Annotated in this window: 17 protein-coding genes and 1 pseudogene; 14 read left to right on the forward strand and 4 right to left on the reverse strand. The window is 71.9% G+C overall.

Annotated features, from left to right (window positions below; translation table 11 throughout):
• The first annotated feature begins 3 nt into the window (after positions 1 to 3).
• The 5 genes from ACFYTT_RS12140 to ffh all read left to right on the forward strand — a co-directional run bounded on the left by ACFYTT_RS12140 (position 4) and on the right by ffh (position 6,904).
• The gene (locus tag ACFYTT_RS12140) at positions 4 to 867 is read left to right on the forward strand and encodes an aminoglycoside phosphotransferase family protein (protein ID WP_176092960.1); all 864 of its coding nucleotides are present in this window, start codon (positions 4 to 6) and stop codon (positions 865 to 867) included.
• A 180-nt stretch (positions 868 to 1,047) separates the two neighbouring features.
• Positions 1,048 to 2,415, forward strand: coding sequence for an ammonium transporter (locus ACFYTT_RS12145; protein WP_131052229.1), 1,368 nt, complete (start codon positions 1,048 to 1,050; stop codon positions 2,413 to 2,415).
• A 25-nt stretch (positions 2,416 to 2,440) separates the two neighbouring features.
• On the forward strand, positions 2,441 to 2,779 hold the full coding sequence (locus tag ACFYTT_RS12150) for a P-II family nitrogen regulator (protein ID WP_176092961.1): 339 nt from the start codon (positions 2,441 to 2,443) through the stop codon (positions 2,777 to 2,779).
• 10 nt (positions 2,780 to 2,789) lie between these two features.
• Positions 2,790 to 5,198, forward strand: a complete 2,409-nt coding sequence (locus tag ACFYTT_RS12155; protein ID WP_357213081.1) for a [protein-PII] uridylyltransferase — start codon at positions 2,790 to 2,792, stop codon at positions 5,196 to 5,198.
• Positions 5,199 to 5,359: 161 nt separating this feature from the next.
• The gene (ffh, locus tag ACFYTT_RS12160) at positions 5,360 to 6,904 is read left to right on the forward strand and encodes a signal recognition particle protein (RefSeq protein WP_131052227.1); all 1,545 of its coding nucleotides are present in this window, start codon (positions 5,360 to 5,362) and stop codon (positions 6,902 to 6,904) included.
• On the opposite strand, the gene ACFYTT_RS12165 is transcribed toward ffh, so the two are convergent.
• The 4 genes from ACFYTT_RS12165 to ACFYTT_RS12180 all read right to left on the reverse strand — a co-directional run bounded on the left by ACFYTT_RS12165 (position 6,873) and on the right by ACFYTT_RS12180 (position 12,506).
• A complete protein-coding gene (locus tag ACFYTT_RS12165) occupies positions 6,873 to 8,237 on the reverse strand; it encodes a hypothetical protein (protein WP_387258917.1) in 1,365 nt (454 codons plus the stop codon). The genes ffh and ACFYTT_RS12165 overlap by 32 nt on opposite strands.
• Positions 8,227 to 10,008, reverse strand: a complete 1,782-nt coding sequence (locus tag ACFYTT_RS12170) for a hypothetical protein (RefSeq protein ID WP_387258919.1) — start codon at positions 10,006 to 10,008, stop codon at positions 8,227 to 8,229. The genes ACFYTT_RS12165 and ACFYTT_RS12170 overlap by 11 nt, the downstream gene beginning before the upstream one ends.
• Entirely contained in the window at positions 10,005 to 11,909 is a 1,905-nt protein-coding gene (locus ACFYTT_RS12175) for an NB-ARC domain-containing protein (RefSeq protein ID WP_357213093.1), read from the reverse strand. The genes ACFYTT_RS12170 and ACFYTT_RS12175 overlap by 4 nt, the downstream gene beginning before the upstream one ends.
• 270 nt (positions 11,910 to 12,179) lie before the next feature.
• On the reverse strand, positions 12,180 to 12,506 hold the full coding sequence (locus tag ACFYTT_RS12180) for a hypothetical protein (protein WP_131052223.1): 327 nt from the start codon (positions 12,504 to 12,506) through the stop codon (positions 12,180 to 12,182).
• A 256-nt stretch (positions 12,507 to 12,762) separates the two neighbouring features.
• On the opposite strand from ACFYTT_RS12180, the gene ACFYTT_RS12185 reads away from it, so the two are divergent.
• The 9 genes and pseudogenes from ACFYTT_RS12185 (at position 12,763) to lepB (ending at position 19,925) form a co-directional block, all read left to right on the forward strand.
• Complete coding sequence (locus ACFYTT_RS12185; protein WP_387258921.1) at positions 12,763 to 13,842, forward strand: amidohydrolase family protein; 1,080 nt, start codon at positions 12,763 to 12,765, stop codon at positions 13,840 to 13,842.
• 146 nt (positions 13,843 to 13,988) lie between these two features.
• Positions 13,989 to 15,395 (forward strand): proline--tRNA ligase, encoded by a 1,407-nt coding sequence (gene proS, locus ACFYTT_RS12190; protein WP_131052221.1) that lies wholly within the window; start codon positions 13,989 to 13,991, stop codon positions 15,393 to 15,395.
• Between the two features lie 16 nt (positions 15,396 to 15,411).
• Positions 15,412 to 16,059 carry a DUF402 domain-containing protein gene (locus ACFYTT_RS12195; protein ID WP_131052220.1) on the forward strand — a complete coding sequence of 216 codons (648 nt, stop codon included), beginning with the start codon at positions 15,412 to 15,414 and terminating at the stop codon, positions 16,057 to 16,059.
• A 254-nt stretch (positions 16,060 to 16,313) separates the two neighbouring features.
• Positions 16,314 to 16,778, forward strand: coding sequence for a 30S ribosomal protein S16 (rpsP, locus tag ACFYTT_RS12200; RefSeq protein WP_131052219.1), 465 nt, complete (start codon positions 16,314 to 16,316; stop codon positions 16,776 to 16,778).
• A 1-nt stretch (position 16,779) separates the two neighbouring features.
• Positions 16,780 to 17,013 carry an RNA-binding protein gene (locus tag ACFYTT_RS12205; protein WP_013732101.1) on the forward strand — a complete coding sequence of 78 codons (234 nt, stop codon included), beginning with the start codon at positions 16,780 to 16,782 and terminating at the stop codon, positions 17,011 to 17,013.
• 2 nt (positions 17,014 to 17,015) lie between these two features.
• Positions 17,016 to 17,579: a ribosome maturation factor RimM gene (gene rimM, locus ACFYTT_RS12210; RefSeq protein ID WP_357213321.1), complete on the forward strand. Its 564-nt coding sequence runs from the start codon at positions 17,016 to 17,018 to the stop codon at positions 17,577 to 17,579.
• A 17-nt stretch (positions 17,580 to 17,596) separates the two neighbouring features.
• Positions 17,597 to 18,370 (forward strand): tRNA (guanosine(37)-N1)-methyltransferase TrmD, encoded by a 774-nt coding sequence (gene trmD / locus ACFYTT_RS12215; RefSeq protein WP_176092968.1) that lies wholly within the window; start codon positions 17,597 to 17,599, stop codon positions 18,368 to 18,370.
• A 143-nt stretch (positions 18,371 to 18,513) separates the two neighbouring features.
• Entirely contained in the window at positions 18,514 to 18,870 is a 357-nt protein-coding gene (rplS, locus tag ACFYTT_RS12220) for a 50S ribosomal protein L19 (RefSeq protein WP_131052231.1), read from the forward strand.
• Positions 18,871 to 19,053: 183 nt separating this feature from the next.
• Positions 19,054 to 19,925 (forward strand): annotated as a pseudogene (lepB, locus tag ACFYTT_RS12225) (signal peptidase I).
• Positions 19,926 to 19,931 lie beyond the last annotated feature (6 nt).

Here is a 19,931-nt window from a genome sequence, read left to right on the forward strand (position 1 = left end):
CGGGTGACCAGAGACGATCGCGCGTACGCGGGCTGGCGCGACCCGAGCCACCCGTCGCAGCGCCTCGGGAGACCGTACGTGACTTCGCAGGAGATCCCGCTGCACGGCGGGAACGTGAGCACCGTGGTACGGGTGGGCGACACGGTCCGGCGCAACGCCGGACCGTGGACACCGGCTGTGCACGCCCTGCTGCGTCACCTGGAGTACGTCGGGTTCACCGGCGCGCCCCGCGCCCTCGGCATGGACGAGCGCAACCGTGAGGTGCTGTCGTACCTGGAGGGGGAGTGCGGGGAGTATCCGTTGGCCCCGCACTGGGTCACCGACGAGGCACTGGTCACCGTCGCCACCATGCTGCGGATGTTCCACGACGCGCAGTACGGTTTCGCCCCGCCTCCGCAGGCGGTGTGGCGCTCGTTCGGCCCGCCCCCGCCGGACACCGAGGTCATCTGCCACCACGACGCCGCGCCGCACAACGTGATCTGGCGGCCGGACGGCACCCTCGGGCTGATCGACTTCGACCTCGCCTCGCCCGGCGCGCGGATCTACGACGTGGCGTACGCGGCCTGGACCTGGGTGCCGATCTTCTCCGACCGGGACTCGATCACGCTCGGCTGGAAGCACCCGGACCGCCCGCGCCGGCTGCGGTTGTTCGCCGACGCGTACGGGTTGATCCCGCGTGACCGGCACCGGCTGATCCGGACCATCCGCAAGCGGATCGTGGACCACGTGGAGGGCATCCGCCGGATGGCCGCCGCCGGGGAACCGGCCTTCGTGCGGATCGTGCACAAGGGGCACCTGCGCCGGCCGATGCGGGACCTGCGCCTGCTCGACTACGAACGGCACGCCCTCGAGTACGCCCTGCGCTGATCCATCGGAGGATCGGGGTACGCCGGACGGCCGATCCACCCCCCGCCGTGTCACCGAGGCGTCCGGCGTTCTTCACACGTACGAAACAAGCCGTCACGGTTCGGAAACCACTCGGGGACCCTGGGCGAAACAGCCGACAATCAGGCTTCCGCGCAACCGGCGTACGGGCGATGCTGCGCGATGCCGGGAGGGAGGGAATACAACCCGAGAGGAGGCAGCGTGCCGGAGCTAGATTCTGGTGCCACCGCCTGGATTTTGACTTCTGCCGCGCTGGTGTTGCTCATGACGCCCGGCTTGGCGCTGTTCTACGGCGGCATGACGCGATCCAAGTCCGTGCTCAACATGATGATGATGAGCTTCGGAGCGATCGGCCTGGTCAGCCTGTTGTGGGTGTTCTACGGATACAGCATCGCATTCGGCGATGACATTGGCGGGATCACCGGAGATCTCTCCTACGTCGGCCTTCGCGGAATGCTGGAGAGCGGCACCGAGGGCGGCATTCCCGACCTCCTGTTCGCCGGTTTCCAGTTGATGTTCGCGGTGATCACCGTCGCGCTGATCAGCGGCGCGATCGCCGACCGGGCCAAGTTCGGCCCGTGGCTGCTCTTCGCCGGCCTCTGGGCGACCCTGGTCTACTTCCCGGTCGCGCACTGGGTGTGGGGCGGCGGCTGGATCGGCGAGCTGGGCGTACTCGACTTCGCCGGTGGCACCGCGGTGCACATCAACGCCGGTGCGGCGGCCCTGGCCCTGGCACTCGTGCTCGGCAGGCGGGTCGGCTGGCCCAAGGACAAGTTCAAGCCGCACAACCTGCCGATGGTGCTGCTCGGTGCGGCGCTGCTCTGGTTCGGCTGGTTCGGCTTCAACGCCGGCTCGGCGGGTGCGGCCGACGGCGCCGCCGCCGTCTCGCTGATCAACACGCAGGTCGCCACCGCTGCCGCGGTGCTCGGCTGGATCGTGGTGGAGTGGCTCCGCGACGGCAAGCCGACCACGCTCGGCGCGGCTTCCGGTGCGATCGCCGGCCTGGTCGGCATCACCCCCGCCTGCGCGTTCCTGGAGCCGCTGGGCGCGATCGCCCTCGGCCTCATCGCCGGTGCGGTCTGCGCGCTCGCCGTGGGTCTGAAGTACAAGCTCAAGTACGACGACTCGCTCGACGTGGTGGCCGTGCACATGGTCGGCGGCATCATCGGCTCGCTGCTCATCGGCTTCCTGGCCATCGAGGTGCTGGCCGGCGAGGGCAACGACGGTCTGCTCTACGGCGGCGGCATCAAGCTGCTCGGCCTGCAGACGATCGGTGTGGTCGCGGTGCTGGCGTACTCGTTCGTGGTCGCGTACATCATCGGCTTCGCGATCGAGAAGACCATCGGCTTCCGGCTCAGCGCGGAGGCCGAGGTCGAGGGCATCGACAACGCCGAGCACGCGGAGAGCGCGTACGAGTTCAGCTCCACCAGTGGCGGTGGCGGCGGGGCATTCGCCGCTGCGGGTATCGCTCCGTCGGCCAAGCCGAAGAGTGAGCCCACCGAAGCGGTAAGCGAAAAGGTCGCCGGCTAACGTTCTCGCAATGGAGGGGTTGGACATGAAGCTGGTGACCGCGGTCATCAAGCCGCACCAGTTGGACGCCGTCAAGGAAGCCCTGCACACGCTGGGCGTGGCCGGGCTGACCGTGAGCGAGGTCCAGGGCTACGGACGGCAGAAGGGCCACACCGAGGTCTACCGGGGTGCCGAGTACACGGTCGAGTTCCTGCCCAAGATCCGGGTCGAGGTGCTCACCGACGAGATCGACGTCGACAAGATCGTCGACGCGGTGGTCGGTGCCGCCCGGACGGGCAAGATCGGTGACGGCAAGGTCTGGGTGACCGGAGTCGAGGAGGTCGTCCGGGTCCGCACCGGTGAGCGCGGCCTCGACGCCCTGTAGGACACCGTTGATGACCTCGTCGACCGGGAGGACAGCCGTGGAGACCGACGGCGGAACGACACTCCCGGTCGACGAGGTCGTCGGCGTACCGGCCGGGATCGGCGCCGTCGCGCGCCGGGCCCGGGCCGACGCGTACGACGCCTGGCTGTCCCGGCTGCTGCCGGACCGACCGGGTGTCGCGCTGCTCGCGGTCGGGGGACTGGGCCGGCGGCAGTGCGCCCCGCACGGCGACCTCGACCTGGTGCTGGTGCACGCCGGGGTGCCCGGCGTCGACGAACTGGCCGCCTCGCTCTGGTACCCGATCTGGGACGCCGGGCTGCGGCTGGACCACTCGGTTCGCACCGTGGCCGAGGCGCTGTCGGTCGCCCAGGACGACGTGAAGGTGGCCCTCGGCCTGCTCGACGCCCGCCTCGTCGCCGGTGACCCGGAACTCGCCGACACGCTGGTCAGCAGCGCCGTCGACCACTGGCGGCGTACCGCCGTACGCCAACTGGCGCCGTTGCGGGAGAGCGCGGCGACCCGCTGGCAGGCCCACGGCGAGCTGGCGTTCCTGCTCGAAGGCGACCTCAAGGAGGCGGCCGGCGGCCTGCGTGACGTCGGCATCCTCAAGGCCATCGCGCTCGCCGGGATCACCGACGCCCTGCGGCCCGCCGTACACGCCGCCCACCTGCGCCTGCTGGACACCCGCGACGCGCTGCACCAGCAGCTCGGCCGGCGGGTCGACCGGCTGCTCGCCCAGGAACGGGCCGGCGTGGCCGCACTGCTGGGGCTCCGGCAGGCCCCGGTCGAGAGCGAGACACACCCGACTCCTGCCGACGCTACCGACGCCGCTCCGGTCTCGGACCGACGCGCGCAGGCCGAGGAGGGCGACGGTGACGCCCTGCTGCGCCGGGTGGCCGGCGACGCGCGCACCGTCAGCCACGCTCTCGACGACGCGTTCCGCGCCGCCGACCGGCTGCGTTCCGGCCGCCGCCGGGGTGCCGACGGCCGTCCGGCACGCCGGCCGGTCGCCCGGGACGTGGTCGAGCACGACGGGGAACTGGTGCTGGCCCGCACCGCCATCGGCGCCCGCCCCGACGCCAGCCTCTCACTGCGGGTGGCCGCCGCCGCAGCGGTCACCGGGCTGCCGATCGCGCGGGCGACCTGCGAGTGGCTGGCCGCGTACTGCCCGCCGTTGCCGACGCCCTGGCCGGCCGAGGCGCGGGCGGCGCTGACCACGCTGCTGGGTGCGGGCGCGGGCCTGCTCCCGGCCTGGGAGACCTGCGACCGGTACGGGCTGATCGACGGCTGGCTGCCGGAGTGGACCCGGCTGCGCAGCCTGCCCCAGCACAACCCGGTGCACCGGTTCACCCTGGATCGGCATCTGGTGCAGACCGCGCACGAGGCCAGCCGGCACACCCGCGACGTGGACCGACCGGACCTGCTGCTGCTCGGTGCGTTCCTGCACGACATCGGCAAGGGCCTGCCAGGCGAAGGTGCCGCCGGGCGGACCGGCAGGCACGAGTCCGCCGGCACCCTCGCAGATCATTCGACCGTGGGCGCGCCGATCGCCGAGGCGATGGCCACCCGGATCGGACTGCCCGAGGCCGAGGCGGCGCTGATCGCCACGCTGGTCCGGTTGCACCTGGTGCTGCCCGAGGTGGCCACCCGGCGGGACCTCGCCGACCCGGTCACCATCTCCCGGGTGGCCGAGGCGGTCGGCGACGTGGCCACCCTCGACCTGCTGTACGCGCTGGTCCGCGCGGACGCCGCCGCCACCGGACCGGGCGCGTGGTCGGACTGGAAGGGGCGACTGGTCGCCGAGTTGGTGGCCCGGGTCCGGACGACGCTCCACACCGGCACCGTGCCGCAGCCACCGGCACCCGATCCGGCGCTGGTGGCGGGGCCGCTGCCGGTCGTACACCTGACCGGGGACCGGGTGGCGGTGGCCGCGGCGGACCGGCGGGGACTGCTCGCGACGGTGGCCGGGTGCCTGGCGCTGCACCGGCTGGAGGTGCTCGCCGCCGACGCGTCGACGGTGGACGGCAGGGCGCTGGTGGAGTGCCGGGTGCAGCCACGGTACGGGTTGGCGCCGGATCCGGTCGCGCTCACCGCGGACCTGCGCCGGGCGGTCGGCGGTGACGTGTCGGTGACGCAGCGCCTGCGCGGCCGGGCCGGACGGGGCACCGGGGCCGAGCCCCGGGTGGTCTGGCACCGCGACGCGGCCACCGACGCGGTGCTGCTGGAGTTGCGCGCCGCAGACGCGGCGGGCCTGCTCTATCGGGTGACCACCGCGTTGGACGCGGCCGGCGCGCAGGTCCGGGCCGCCCGGATCGCCACCCTCGGTGGGGACGTGGTGGACGTGTTCTATCTGGTCGGCTCGTGGCCCTCGGACGCCGAGCGCGACCGCCTCGAAGCCGCCGTGCTCGCCGCGGTGTAAGGAAGGGCCCCCTACTAACGCCTCGTGTATAGGAGGGGTCCCCTCCTTACATCAAGGCGGCGTGGAGCGGGGGTTCCGGTGGCCGGATACGCTAACGGTGGTCGGAGCGCTCGTTCGGCCCCACTCGTGCTCGCCGGAACACTGACAAACGGGATGTTCGTGTGTTTGACACCTTGAGTGACCGCCTCTCCGGGATCTTCACCAAGCTCCGGGGCAAGGGACGCCTCACCGACGCCGACATCGACGCCACCGCACGCGAGATCCGTCTCGCGATGCTGGAGGCCGACGTCGCCCTGCCGGTGGTCAAGGGCTTCATCGCGAACATCAAGGAGCGGGCCCGGGGGGCGGAGGTCTCCCAGGCGCTCAACCCGGCGCAGCAGATCATCAAGATCGTCAACGAGGAACTGGTCGCGGTCCTCGGTGGTGAGGGGCGTCGGCTCCAGTTCGCCAAGCAGCCGCCGACGGTGATCATGCTCGCCGGCCTCCAGGGCTCCGGTAAGACCACCCTCGCCGGCAAGCTGGCCCGCTGGCTGCGGACCCAGGGGCACCAGCCGCTGCTGGTCGCCGCCGACCTCCAGCGCCCCAACGCCGTCGGGCAGCTCCAGGTGCTCGGTGGCCGGGCCGGTGTCGAGGTGTACGCCCCGGAGCCCGGCAACGGCGTCGGTGACCCGGTGCAGGTGGCGAAGGCATCCATCGAGCACGCCCGGCGGTCGGCGCGGGACGTGGTGATCGTCGACACCGCCGGTCGGCTCGGTATCGACGCGGAGATGATGCAGCAGGCCGCGAACATCCGGGACGCGGTCGAGCCGGACGAGGTCATCTTCGTCATCGACGCGATGGTCGGTCAGGACGCGGTGCGGACCGCCGAGGCGTTCCGCGACGGCGTCGGCATCACCGGCGTGGTGCTGTCCAAGCTCGACGGCGACGCGCGCGGCGGTGCCGCGCTGTCGGTCCGCGAGGTGACCGGGCAGCCGATCCTCTTCGCCTCCACCGGCGAGAAGCTGGAGGACTTCGACGTCTTCCACCCCGACCGGATGGCCAGCCGGATCCTCGGCATGGGCGACGTCCTCACTCTGATCGAGCAGGCCGAGGCGGCCTTCGACACCGATCAGAAGGAGAAGATGACCGCCAAGCTGATGGGCGGTGAGCAGTTCACCCTGGAGGACTTCCTCGACCAGCTCATCGCGGTACGCCGGATGGGGCCGATCGCCAACGTGCTGGCCATGATGCCGGGCATGGGGCAGGTCAAGGACCAGCTCGCCGAGCTGGACGACAAGCACTTCGACCGGATCACCGCGATCATCCGCTCGATGACCCCGGCCGAGCGCACCAACCCGAAGATCATCAACGGCTCCCGGCGGGCCCGGATCGCCAACGGTTCCGGCGTCACCGTGATGGACGTCAACCAGCTGCTCAACCGCTTCACCGACGCGCAGAAGATGATGAAGCAGATGGGCGGCATGATGGGCCTGCCCGGCGGCGGCCGACGCAAGGCGACCAAGAGCCCGAAGAACAAGCGCAAGGGCACCAAGGGCGGCAACCGGCCGCGCACCGGCGCCGGGATGCCGGGTGGCTTCCCGGGCGGCATGCCGCAGCTCCCGCCGGGGATGAACCCGGACGACCTGGCCGGCGGCCAGGGCCTGCCGCCGGGCTTCAAGCTGCCGAAGATCGACTTCAACAAGCTGGGTAAGCGGGACAAGCCGTAGGTTCTGCGGCACGGTCCTCGGTGGATCCCCGACCTGCCGTGGACCGGCCGGGGACGCCGGACCTGGACCTGGACCCGGATCCGGACCTGGTCGCGTCCGGTGGTTGGCCCGGCCGGGGCGAGGCACCCGGCCACCGGTCGAAGTAGAACGGCAGCCACCGCTGGCAGTGCCGCGCGAACGGCGTGGCAGCGGGGCAGACGCGCCGGCTGAAGCCGGAGAGCCGCACCGTGTCCGGCGGGTCGGCCCGGTGGAACAGGCCGACGGTGATGCTGAAGACGCCGCGCCGGATCGCCGCCTCGACCCCGGCGGCCAGCACCCCGGAGTCCAGCGCGTGCTCGTCCGCCTGCCGCCCGACGAGCTCACCCGCCACGGCGGGCAGGACGTTGTGGCACAGCACGGTGACGAGCTTCGGGTTGGGCGACAGGTCGATCACCGGCGACCGGTAGCCGGTCCGGTTGACGTACGCCTCGGTGAAGGGCAGCAGGACACGCGTCGTACCCCAGTCCGCGGCGAGTCGGGCTGCCGTCGCCGACGACTCGGCGACGAGACGCAGATGCGTGGCGAGCAGCGCGTACTGGAGGCGGGGGAGGCGGGCCAGCCGCTGTGCCAGGCGCAGTTCCCCGTCCGAGAAGCAGAGCCGCCCGAGCATGTAGAGACGCGCCAGTTCCCGGGCCTCGGCGTCGGTGAGGCGGGCGTCGGCCGACTCGACAGGTGGCGGAGCGTCGGGTACGGACTGCGGCGGACGGCGCCCGAGGCGGCCGGAGACGAGGGCCTCGTGGAACGCCGCCAGGACGGTGCCGACCTCGGGGCGTACGCCCCCGGGGCCGGCCGGGCACTGCGCGACGAGATCCCGCCAGTGTGTCGAGAGCAGGTCCAGCACCTGCCGGCACGACTCGGCCGGCGACGTTCCCGAGCCGGTCAGCCGGTCGATGCTCCGGAACAGGTGGCCGGCGGGGGAATCGGCCGCGATCGTGTCGCGGGCCCGCGCTGTCGCGGCCGAGGTGCTGCGCTCGGCGGACACGGTGAAGTAGGCGTCCAGCTCGTCATGGTCCGCCGCCCCGAAGTGCACCGCCGTCGGCTTGGCCCGGGTGACCCGCTGCCAGTAGTGCTCCCGCAGCGCCGCCGGGTCGTCGAGGAACGGATCGAGAGGATCCGGACCCGGGTCGCCTCGGGCCAGTGCGCCGCGGACGAGCGACCGGACGAAGCGGTCGTTCTCGGCGACCAGGTGACCCGGTGCGCTGCGAAGCCACACCTCGGAGGCCAGTTTGGCGGTCTGCATCTCCTCGTTGACGTGCCGCAGGTAGCCGTCGAGCCGCCGCCGGTCAGCCCGCATCGACGTGCCGATCCGCCCGTCCGGCCGCGTCGGCGTCCCGATCCGCTGGTCCGGCCGCGTCGACGTGTTGGTCCGGCGGTCCGGCGGAATCCGCGAACTCCGGCGCCACCAGACCCGCGTACAGCGTGAACAGCCGTGCCGTGGCCTGACGCGCGTCGTCGTCGAGCACGAGCAGGTCACCGGCGAGTGCGGCGGCGAGCGCGCCGAAGGCACCGGCGGTGACCAGCGAGTCCGGATCGTCGACCCGACGCGCGGTGCGTTCGAGGTCCAGGACGAAGCGGTGCAGCGAGTCGGCCACCCGGCGCCCGTCGGTCGGTCCCCAGGCCGGGTGCACCCGGCCGGACCGCGCGGCACGCGGCATGGCCGCTTCGAGGACGCCGAGACAGCGGCACAGCTCCGCCACCGTGTCGTCGGTCGATCCCGGCAGGGGTGCGGGTGCGCCCTGCCGGAGCCAGTCGGTCCGCAACCGCGTCAGGCAGTCGAGGATCTGCTCCGGTGCCATCTCCCGGATGACGATCCGGGCGCGTTTGCGGACCTCCTCGCGCATGTCCGCGTACAACGGCATGTTGAGCGGGCCCTGGAGGTCGTACCGCATCCGCCGGACCAGGCGCTCGCCGGCGGGCCCGTCGTCCTCGCCGGCCAGGTCGGCCTCGCGCAGCCGGTTCAGCGTGACGCCCGCGCTCTGGCGGTCGTACCAGGTATGCAGCGCCGCACCCGTCAGGAGCCGGCGGTCGGTGTCGACCACGAGGCCGGGGCGGGCGAGTGACAGTCGCAGCGCGTCGACGATGCGGGCGACCTCGCCCCCGAGGGCGTCCAGGAAGCTCGGCCCGGCGGCTCCCCCCAGCAGGAACCGATCGAGGTCCGAGCCGGCCAGGTCCGGTACGCCGAGCCGGCCGGTTCCGTCGTCGACCCGGTGGAAGGACGCCATGATCGCGCTGCGCGGCGCACCGGTGGAGGTCCGGTAGCGGTGATGGACCACGCGACTCGCCGCGAAGATCGTGTGACAGGGGGCGGCCAGGTTCTCCAGGTGCACGACGCGTGGCTGCCGGTCGTCGAAGAAGCGGGCCTGGGCGGCCAGCGCCTCGTCGACCCGGGCCCGGGACGGGAAGATGCAACTGTCCTCGTCGCTCGACACGTCGCCGTCCGCGTCGACGGCGCACTGCCGGAACAGCCGGTTCGTCCGGGGCAGGTAGGTGAGTCCCTGCCCGGCGGGGCCACGCTCGGTGCCCAGCGTCCAGGTCACGATCACCTTGAACTCGTCCATGAACGGGTTGTTGTCGATGTGCAGGGTGTTGTCCCGGGCGACCACGTCGAGCGGCAGGGTGTCCTTGGCCCGCAGGTCCACGATCCCCACCGGCCCACCGAGGGCATGGGCGACGAGCGCGACCAGGAGCGGGTGGGCGAACGTCTCCCGGAAGTGCGGATCGTCGAGCAGTCGGCGGGAGTGGCTCGCGTTCAGGTAGTTGTGCAGGGTGCCCCGGCTGCCCCTGGTGCCCATCTCCGCGTCGTACGCCGCGCGGGCCGCCGCGAAGCGGGGCGTGGAGAGCAGCCCGGCGAAGCTGAGCGCGCCCTCACCGGCGAGGTCGCGCCCGAGGGCGACGAACGCCGAGGCGAGGCGTGCGCCGTCCTCCTCGCCCCGACACGCCTGCCCGACGAGCGCCTCGACGTCACGCCGGAAGGCCTCGGCGGCCTCCGGTCGGCGCAGTTGGCGGTACGCCTGCGGACGCGCCAGCTCGTCGACGGAGACGAGGGGCGCGTGCCGGGGGTTCACGGCGCGACCGTCCCGACCGTGAGCGTCGACCGGGTCAGGTCGGGATGGCGTTCCAGGCGTGCCAGGGCCCGTCGGACCTCGTCGCCGGCGCTCTCGTCACCCAGGTCGGCGTAGGCGCTCTCCAACTGCGCCAGGATCGTCCGCACCGACCGGACGTTGCCGAGTGAGTCCTCCACCCGCCACGCCCGTTCCAGCCAGGTGCACGCCTGTGCCAGGTCACCGGTGCGCAGACCCACGTCCCCGAGCAGGCGCAGGGCCAGGGCCCGACCGTAGGCGTTCTGGGCGTCCTCGCAGATCGACAGGCTGCGTACCCCGAGGTCGCGCGCCCAGGAGTGGTGACCCAGCTCGGTGAGGGCGCGGGCGGCGTCGTACAGGCCACGCGCCTCGCGTACCGGCTTGGCCGTCCGGCGCGACTCGCGGGCCGCCCGCAGGCCCCACCGCAGCGCCTCGGCGTACTCGCCGGAGCGCAGCGTGAGCTCGGCCATGGCGTGCTGGGCGGAGGCCACCCCGCTGTCGTCACGCTGCGCGGCGTCCAGTGCCATCGAGGCGCGCAGCTCCGCCTTCGCGGCCTCCAACCGTCCGACGTCGGCGAGGGCCCGGCCGAGCGCCCGGCGGGACAACGCCTCCATCGCCGGGTCCCCGGCGACCGACGCGGCGACCGCCGCCTCCTGGAGGGCGAGCGTCCGGGTCACGTCCTGCCGCCAGTACAGGAACGTGTTCACCGCCCGGGCGAACCGGGTGACGAACGCGAAGTCCCCCTCGGCCGTCGCCTCCTCGACGAGGAAGGTCAACGACGGTGTCAGCGCCTCGAACCAGGCGAGGGCCTCGGTCACGTCGAAGCGGGCGGCGTCGGCGAGGTCGGCCGTCTCCCGGTCCAGCGGCGACGGATGCCGGTTGGGGTCGATGGCCCGGTCGGCGGCGTGGCTGAGCGCCAGGTGGACGACGCGGATCCGGCGGGCGTACGCCTGCTGCTCCTCGTCGCTCATCACCCGGGCGCGCGTCTCGGTCAGGTACGCCTTGATGATGTCGTGCATGCGGTACCGCCCCACCCCGATCTCGTCGACCAGGGAGGCCAGGCAGAGGGACTGGAGCAGACGGTCGCAGTCGCGCCGGGGCAGGTCCAGGATCAGCGAGAGCATCGAGAGCGAGCAGTCGGTGCTCGGCAGCATCGAGGCGACGTAGAGCACGCGCCTGGCCGGTGCGTCCAGGTCCTCGACCGACCAGGAGATCACCTTTCCCACCTCGATGCCCAGCCCGGCCCCGTCGAGGAAGCGCAGCGGGTTGCGGTCCGACTCGATGCCCAGCATCGCGTCGCGTACCGTCCAGCTGCTGTGGATGGCGAGCTTGGCCGAGACGATGGCGAGCGCCAACGGGTGTCCCTCCAGGAGTTCGACGATGCGTCGGGCGCTGCTGTCGCCCCGTTCGACCCGGACGAACCCGACCCGTTCGGCGAGGAGTTCGACGCCCTCGTCCGTGGTCAGCAGCGGGAGCTTGAGCACCTTGGCCTCGTGCCGGACGCTCATCTCCGGCACGGCGCGGCGGCTGGTGACCACCAGCCCCGACCCGTACCCGGGCACGAGGTCACGCACCTGGTCGTAGGAGCCCACGTTGTCGACGATGACGAGGCACCGCCGACCGGCCGTGGCGGACCGGAACACGTTGCCCCACTCGTCCTCGTTGTCCGGCAGGTCGCCCCGGGTGATCCCGAGCGTGGCCAGGAACGTGCGCACCGCGTCCCGGGACTCGACCGGTGGCGTGCCGGAGTACGCCCGCATGTCGACGAAGAACTGACCGTCGGGGTAGTTGTCGATGCGCGAACTCGCCCAGGCCAGGGCCAGGGTGGTCTTTCCCGAGCCGGCCAGTCCCCAGAGCATGCAGGACCGTGATCCGGGTTCGCTCATGGCCTCGTCCATTGCCTGGAGGAGATGATGGCGGCCGACGATTCTTCCGATTCCACCGGGAAGCATGCGTGGAATTTCCGCCGACCACATCGTGGACCGTGTTTGCTGGACGTAGATCGCCCCCGACGTACCCACCTGCAGCACCTGGTTGGCGGTGAGTTCCTTGGCGACGTTGCGTGGCGTGTTCTCGTCGGCGGGGACCATACCTTCGCCCTTTCCGGCAGACGGATTCCTGGCGGCGATCGGGAGGCTTCCGGCTCGGCCCGCTGATCACATGGTGACGTCGCCGACGTTCTGCGCCTGGACGAGCTTGCCCACTGTGCTGGAGGTGACCGAGTTGACCGCGCCGGTCGACACCGACACCTGCCGGAGCGCCTCCAGCAGCCGTGGATCCTCGGCCGCGTACGCCGAGAGCACCTCGACCAGTCGCGCGGTGTCCTCGTCGGAGGGAACCCGGTGTGCCGTCCGGTCCAGGGCCCCGACGACCTCTTCCGGCTCGTTCCGGCGGAGGAATCGCTGACGAATGGCGTCGACGATCGCTCCTCCGGACCCTTCGGCGATCTTGAGTAGTGCGGCGGAAACGATGGCCTCGATCATTTTCGCGGCTCCTATGGTCGAGGAACGGCCGTCATGCGGCGAGGCAAAGATTACCTATCGACGTGACCACAAGAAAGCCTCGCCCGTGCCGATCCCCGGTCGGGAGAAACAATTTCCCGTAATGTGATCCGATGTGTCCCGTACACGGGTCGTCGGGCAATGTCCGTCGTCCCCCGGCGGGGCGGCGGGACCGTCGCACAGGCTCTCCACCTGCCCTGACGGCCGCGGGGACCCGATGATCGGGTAGGACTGTCACATGGCTCTGCACGTGCGTGGTGTGCTCCTGCCCGACGACGAGGTGCGCGACCTGTGGCTGGTCGGCGACCGGGTCACCTTCGACCCGGTGCCCGGCGCCGAGACGGTGGTCGACGGCGGCTTCGTGCTGCCGGGGCTGGTCGACGCGCACTGCCACATCGGCATCGCCCGGGGCGGTACGCCGATCGCCTCGCTCGACCACGCCCGCGCGTTGGCCCGTACCGACCGGGACGCCGGTGTCCTCGCGATCCGGGACGCCGGTTCGCCCTTCCCGTACCCGGAGCTGGAGGACGAGCCCGACCTGCCGAGACTGGCCCGCGCCGGCCGGCACGTCGCGCCGCCCAGGCGGTACCTGCGGGACATCGGGATGGAGGTCGACGCGGCCGAGGTGACCGCCGCCGTGGCGACGCAGGCCGCCGCCGGGAACGGCTGGGTCAAGCTGGTCGGCGACTGGATCGACCGGGGCGTCGGCGACCTGGCACCGGCCTGGGACGCGGAGACGATGGCCGCCGCGGTGGCCGCCGCGCACGCCGCCGGGGTACGCGCCGCCGTGCACACCTTCAGCGAGTCGGCCGTGGAGATCATGGTGCGGGCCGGGGTGGACTCGGTGGAGCACGGCACCGGGCTGAGCCTCGACCTGATCGACCTGATGGCCCGGCAGGGCACCGCGCTGATCCCCACCATGATCAACATCCGCACCTTCGGCGGCATCGCCGACCAGGCCCGACCCAAGTTCCCCGGGTACGCCGACCACATGATCGCCCTGCGCGACCGCTTTCCGCAGGTGGTGCGCGCCGCGTACGAGGCGGGGGTGCCGATCTACGTGGGCACCGACGCGGGCGGTGGCATCGACCACGGCCTCGCCGTCGAGGAGATGCTGCTGCTGCACGAGCAGGCCGGCATGTCCCGGACGGACGTGCTCGCCGCCGCCTCCTGGGGCGCCCGTGCCTGGTTGGGCTTCCCCGGCCTTGTCGAGGGCGGCCTCGCCGACCTCTCCGTCTATGCCGAGGACCCCCGCCGAGACCTGAACGCCCTGCGCACCCCCACCCGCCTCGTCCTCCGCGGCACCGTCCTCCGCTGACCCTCCGACCACCCGGTGGGGGTCGCGGTTGATCAAGAAGTTCGGGCCAGGTTCCGCCCCGACGGCGACCCGAACTTCTTGATCAACTCGGGGTGGTGGGGTGGGAGCCGGGGAGGGGACGGGAGGGGCGCATAGGATGTGCGGTCATGGCGCGTGTGCTGACTCCCCGGGCGGAGGACTTTCCCCGCTGGTACCAGGACCTCATCGCAAAGGCGAAGCTGGCCGACAACGGGCCGGTGCGGGGGACCATGGTGATCCGACCGGCCGGCTATGCCATCTGGGAGCGGATGCAGGCCGAGATGGACGACCGGATCAAGGCGGCCGGGGCGGAGAACGCGTACTTCCCGCTGTTCATCCCGGAGAGCTACCTCAAGCGTGAGGCCGAGCACGTCGAGGGCTTCTCGCCGGAGCTGGCGGTGGTCACCCACGGTGGTGGCAAGCAGTTGGCCGAGCCGGTCGTGGTCCGGCCCACCAGCGAGACGGTCATCGGCGAGTTCATGGCCAAGTGGATCGACTCGTACCGGGACCTGCCGCTGCTGCTCAACCAGTGGGCCAACGTGGTCCGGTGGGAGTTGCGGCCCCGGGTCTTCCTGCGGACCAGCGAGTTCCTCTGGCAGGAGGGGCACACCGCGCACGCCACCCGCGCCGACGCCCGCGCGTACGCCCGCAAGATCCTGCACGAGGCGTACGAGGACCTGATGGTGAACGTGCTCGGCATCCCGGTGGTGGTCGGGCTCAAGACGGCCCGTGAGCGATTCGCCGGGGCGACCGCCACGTACACCTGCGAAGGCATGATGGGCGACGGCAAGGCGCTCCAGCTCGGCACCAGCCACGAGCTCGGGCAGAACTTCGCCAAGGCGTTCGACATCAGCTACTCCTCCGCCGAGGGCGGCCGGGAACACGCCTGGACCACCTCCTGGGGCACCTCCACCCGGATGCTCGGCGGTCTGATCATGTGCCACGGCGACGACAACGGGCTGCGGGTGCCGCCGAGGCTGGCGCCGGTCCAGGCGTACGTGATGGTGGTCAAGGACGGCGACGGCGTGGGTGCGGCGGCGGCCAAGCTCCGCGACGCCCTGCGTGACGCCGGTGTCCGGGTGACGCTCGACGACCGGACCGACACGCCGTTCGGCCGCCGGGCCGTCGACGCCGAGCTGCGTGGCTATCCGGTACGCGTCGAGGTCGGTCCCCGCGACCTGGCCGCCGGGAACGCGGTCGTGGTGCGGCGCACCGACGGGTCGAAGGCACCCACGGCGGTGGCCGACGTGGTCGGTGCCGTGCTCGCCGCTCTGGATGCCGACCAGCAGGCCCTGCACGACCAGGCGCTGGCCTTCCGCCAGTCGCGCACGGTCGACGTGGCGACGCTGGACGAGGCGCTGGAGGCGGCGGGCACCGGTTGGGCCCGGGTGCCGTGGTCGGCGGTCGGTGTGGAGGGCGAGGCGAAGGCCAACGGGCAGGGCGTGACGGTCCGCTGTCTGGTCCGTGCCGACGGGTCGGTGCCGGACACCGAGGACGAGCCCGACCTGCTCGCCATCCTGGCCCGCGCGTACTGAGGCGCCGGACACCACGGTGAGGTTCGCACCGGGCCGCCTGATCGTGCACCGCAACGTCCGGCGAGGCCGGATCGGTTGGGTGCGCCCGATGCGCGTGGTCAGCGACGATGAGCGGGGCCTGCTCCTCTGGCTGGCCCGGGACACGGCGGTGGCCGGCGAGGTGACCGAGGCCGGCGTGGGCATGCGGGGCGTCCCGTTCGCCGAGTGGGTCGTCTCGACGTACCGGCTGGCGACCGGCCGGTGGATGGGACCGCCGCTGCTGAAGTTCCTGCCGACGGGTGCCGCCCACTCGGTGTGGTGGTTCCAGGACGCGCAGGGGTGCTTCGCCCACTGGTACGTCAACCTGGAGGAGCCCGGGGTCCGCTGGGACGACGGCGACCTGGCCGGCGTCGACATCGTGGACCAGGACCTCGACGTGGTGGTGCGTCCCGACCGGAGCTGGCAGTGGAAGGACGAGGACGAGTTCACCGAGCGGCTCGCCTTCCCGGATCACTACTGGGTGTCGGACGAGGCGGCGGTCCGGGCCGAGGGCAAGCGGGCCATCCGGACCGCCGAGGCGGGCGAGTTCCCGTTCGACGGCGTCTGGTGCGACTTCGTCCCGCCGCGGGAGTGGACCGTCCCGCCGGAGTTGCCGCCCGGATGGGACCGTCCGCCGGTCCGCTGACCCCGCCGGCCGGATGTGTTCCCGGTCACGTTCGGATGATGGTCGGTGACGGAGGCAGGTCCGGTGTGAGGGATCCTGGACCGATCTGGCAGAATGGCTGGCTGGTATCCGGCGCGTGTCCGGCGCCCTCTAACCCGGGCGCGTCGCCAGTCCACCCGAGCGGTCTCCGGCCCAACCCCACTGTGCCGGTCGGCGTTCACCCATGCACACCGCCCATACCGGGCCGGTGATATCGCAACAGGAGCGAAACAACCGTGGCCGTAAAGATCCGGCTCCTGCGGATGGGCAAGATCCGCAACCCGCAGTACCGCATCGTCGTCGCCGACTCGCGCACCAAGCGCGACGGCCGGGCGATCGAGTTCGTCGGGATCTACCAGCCGAAGGAAGACCCTTCGGTGATCGAGGTCAAGTCGGAGCGGGTCCAGTACTGGCTGTCCGTCGGCGCCCAGCCGAGCGAGGCGGTACAGCGGCTGCTGGAGCTGACCGGTGACTGGCAGAAGTACAAGGGCCTGCCGGCCCCGCCGCCGCTGAAGGTCGCCGCCGAGCGGGCCGACCGTAAGGCGGCGTACGAGGCCGAGGCGAAGGCCGCCGCCGGCCTGGCCGAGACGCCGGCCAAGCCGGCGAAGAAGGCCGCCAAGGCCGCCGAGGCCGAGGCCCCGAAGGCCGACGCGCCGAAGGCCGAGGAGCCCGCCGCCGCCGAGTCCGGCGAGCAGGCCTGACATGGCGCTGCGGCCGGCGTTGGAGCACCTGGTCAAGGGCATCGTCGACCACCCCGATGACGTGCGCGTCCGGATGGTCGACTCCCGTCGGGGCAAGCGGCTCGAAGTCCGCGTGCACCCCGAGGACCTGGGCACCGTGATCGGGCGGTCCGGCCGGACCGCCAAGGCGCTGCGCCAGGTGATCGGCTCCATCGGTGGGCGCGGCGTGCGCGTCGACATCGTCGACTCGTACTGATGCTGCTCATCGTCGGCAGGATCGGCAAGCCGCACGGCATCCGCGGTGAGGTCACCGTGGAGGTGCGGACGGACGAGCCCGAGACGCGGTTCGCCCCCGGCATGGTGTTGACCACCATGGCGGGGGCGAAGGCCGCGAACGGGCGAGGCGCTGCGCCTGCCGATCCCGGGGTGCCCTTCGAGGTGCCCGACGAGCTGACCGTGGAGTCGGCCCGTTGGCACCAGGGGCGGATGCTCGTCGCCTTCGAAGGGGTGCTGGACCGCGACGTCGCGGAGGTGTTGCGCGGCACCCTGATCGCGGTGGACAGCGCCGGCGTCGCCCCGCCGGAGGACCCGGAGGAGTTCCTCGACCACCAACTGGTGGGTCTGGCCGTGGTCACCACCGACGGCGAGCACCTCGGCGAGGTGGCCCGGATCGACCACGCTCCCGCCTCCGACCTGCTGGTGCTGCGCCGCCCCGAGGGGGGCACCGCGCTGATCCCGTTCGTCAAGGAGATCGTCCCCGAGGTCGATCTCGCCGGAGGTCGTGTGGTGGTCGACCCGCCCGGCGGCCTGCTCGACCTGTAGATCCGGGAGTACCCCTGATGCGCGTCGACATCGTGTCGATCTTCCCGGAGTACTTCGCCCCGCTGGACCTGTCCCTGGTCGGCCGGGCCCGGTCCCACGGCACGCTCCGGCTGGCCGTACACGACCTGCGGACCTGGACGCACGACGTGCACCGCACCGTCGACGACACCCCGTACGGCGGCGGTCCCGGCATGGTGATGCGGCCCGAGCCGTGGGGCGCGGCCCTGGACGCGCTGGCCCCACCGGAGGCAGCCCCGCCCCGCCTCCTGGTGCCCTCCCCGGCCGGTGTGCCGTTCACCCAGGCGCTGGCGCACGAACTGGCCGCCGAGCCGCGCCTGCTGTTCGCCTGCGGCCGGTACGAGGGCATCGACCAGCGGGTGCTCGACCACGCCGCGACCCGGATGCCGGTGACCGAGGTCAGCCTCGGCGACTACGTGCTCTTCGGCGGCGAGGTCGCGGTGCTGGTGATCCTGGAGGCGGTGACCCGCCTGCTGCCCGGCGTCCTCGGCAACGCCGGCTCGCTCGACGACGAGTCGCACGCGCACGGGTTGCTGGAGGCGCCGATGTACACCAAGCCGGCGACCTGGCGCGATCTGGAGGTGCCAGCGGTCCTCCGCTCCGGCGACCACGGCCGGATCGCCCGGTGGCGTCGGGACGAGGCGCTGACACGGACCGGTCGGCGTCGTCCGGACATGCTCGCCGCGATCGACCCGAGCAGCCTCGACAAGCGGGACGTCGCGGCGCTGGACCGGGCCGGATTTCAGGTGCCCGGGGCGGATGTGGCAAAGTAGGGGGGTTGCCGCAGTCGCCCACGCCGTGAACGGCTGCGAGGATCCCCGACCGGGGTCGGTTCCGGCCGGCCACCACCGGAGATCAGTATCACCCATCCGCGCGCCGAGTGACGGTGCGCCGTGAGCCTCACGAGGACTACACGATGAACATCCTGGACGCCCTTGACGCCCAGTCGAAGCGCACCGACCTGCCCGACTTCCGTGGCGGTGACACCGTCAAGGTGCACGCCCGAGTCGTCGAGGGCAACCGGTCCCGGGTCCAGATCTTCCAGGGCGTCGTCATCCGCCGCCAGGGCGACGGGCTGCGCGAGACGTTCACCGTCCGCAAGCTCAGCTTCGGTGTGGGTGTCGAGCGGACCTACCCGGTCAACAGCCCGGCGATCGACCGGATCGAGGTCGTGACCCGTGGTGACGTCCGCCGCGCCAAGCTCTACTACCTGCGCGAGCTGCGGGGCAAGAAGGCCAAGATCAAGGAGCTGCGCGAGAAGCAGCCCAGCTGACATCGCGCTACGCCACGCCGCCCGAACTGCGCGTATGCCGTACCGGCCAGACCGCACTACCCTGGTCGGTACGGGCGCAGCGGGCCGGTGATCCGCCGGACAGGCGGATGAACCCCACTGCCGCCCGGGAGGTCTCGATGAGACTTCCGGGCGGTAGTCGTTTCTGCGGACCGGGGAGTGGGCGTGGTACAGGCGCTTGACGACAGCGGCGCGGTCGATCCGTGGCGACGACGCACCCGGCGCAGCAAACCGCAGATGCCACTCTGGCAGGAGCTGCCGCTGCTGCTCGTCGTCGCGTTCTGCCTCGCGGTGCTGATCCGCACTTTCCTGCTCCAGGCGTTCTTCATCCCCTCCGGGTCGATGGAGGACACGCTGCTGGTCAACGACCGGGTGCTGGTCAACAAGGTCGTCTACACCATGCGCGACCCGGAACGCGGCGAGGTGGTCGTCTTCCGTGGCACCGAGCAGTGGGTGCCGCAGGTCGACCCGCAGCCGCCCACCAGCTTCGCCGACAAGCTCGGCCGCACCATCGGTGACCTGGTCGGCGACGGCCGACCCGGCGAGAAGGACTTCATCAAGCGCGTCATCGGGCTACCCGGCGACCGGGTGAGCTGCTGCGACGACCAGGGTCGGGTACTCGTCAACGGCACCCCGCTGGACGAGTCGGCGTACGTGCTGCGGGACTCGCCGCTGGACCTGCCGCCGAACCCGGAGGAGTGCCGCTCCCGGCGGTTCGAGGAGATCGTCGTACCACCGGGGCAGATATTCGTGCTGGGTGACCACCGCCTGGTCTCGCAGGACGCGCGCTGCCAGGGCCCGGTGCCGATCGACAACGTGGTGGGGCGGGCGTTCGCGGTGGTCTGGCCGTCGAACCGCTGGCACTCGCTGCCGATCCCGGAGACGTTCGCCGGTGTCGCTCCGGCCGCCGGTGCCGACGGCGCCGCGCCGCCGGTCCGACCCGCACCGGTGGGAGACGTCGTCCTGATCCTCCCCATCGCGGCCACGCTGACCGTTCTCGCGCGTTCCGGACGGTGGTCCTCGACCCGGCAACGTAGGCTCCT

The sequence above is a fragment of the Micromonospora sp. NPDC003816 genome, from assembly GCF_042874705.1.
Taxonomy (GTDB): Bacteria; Actinomycetota; Actinomycetes; order Mycobacteriales; family Micromonosporaceae; genus Micromonospora.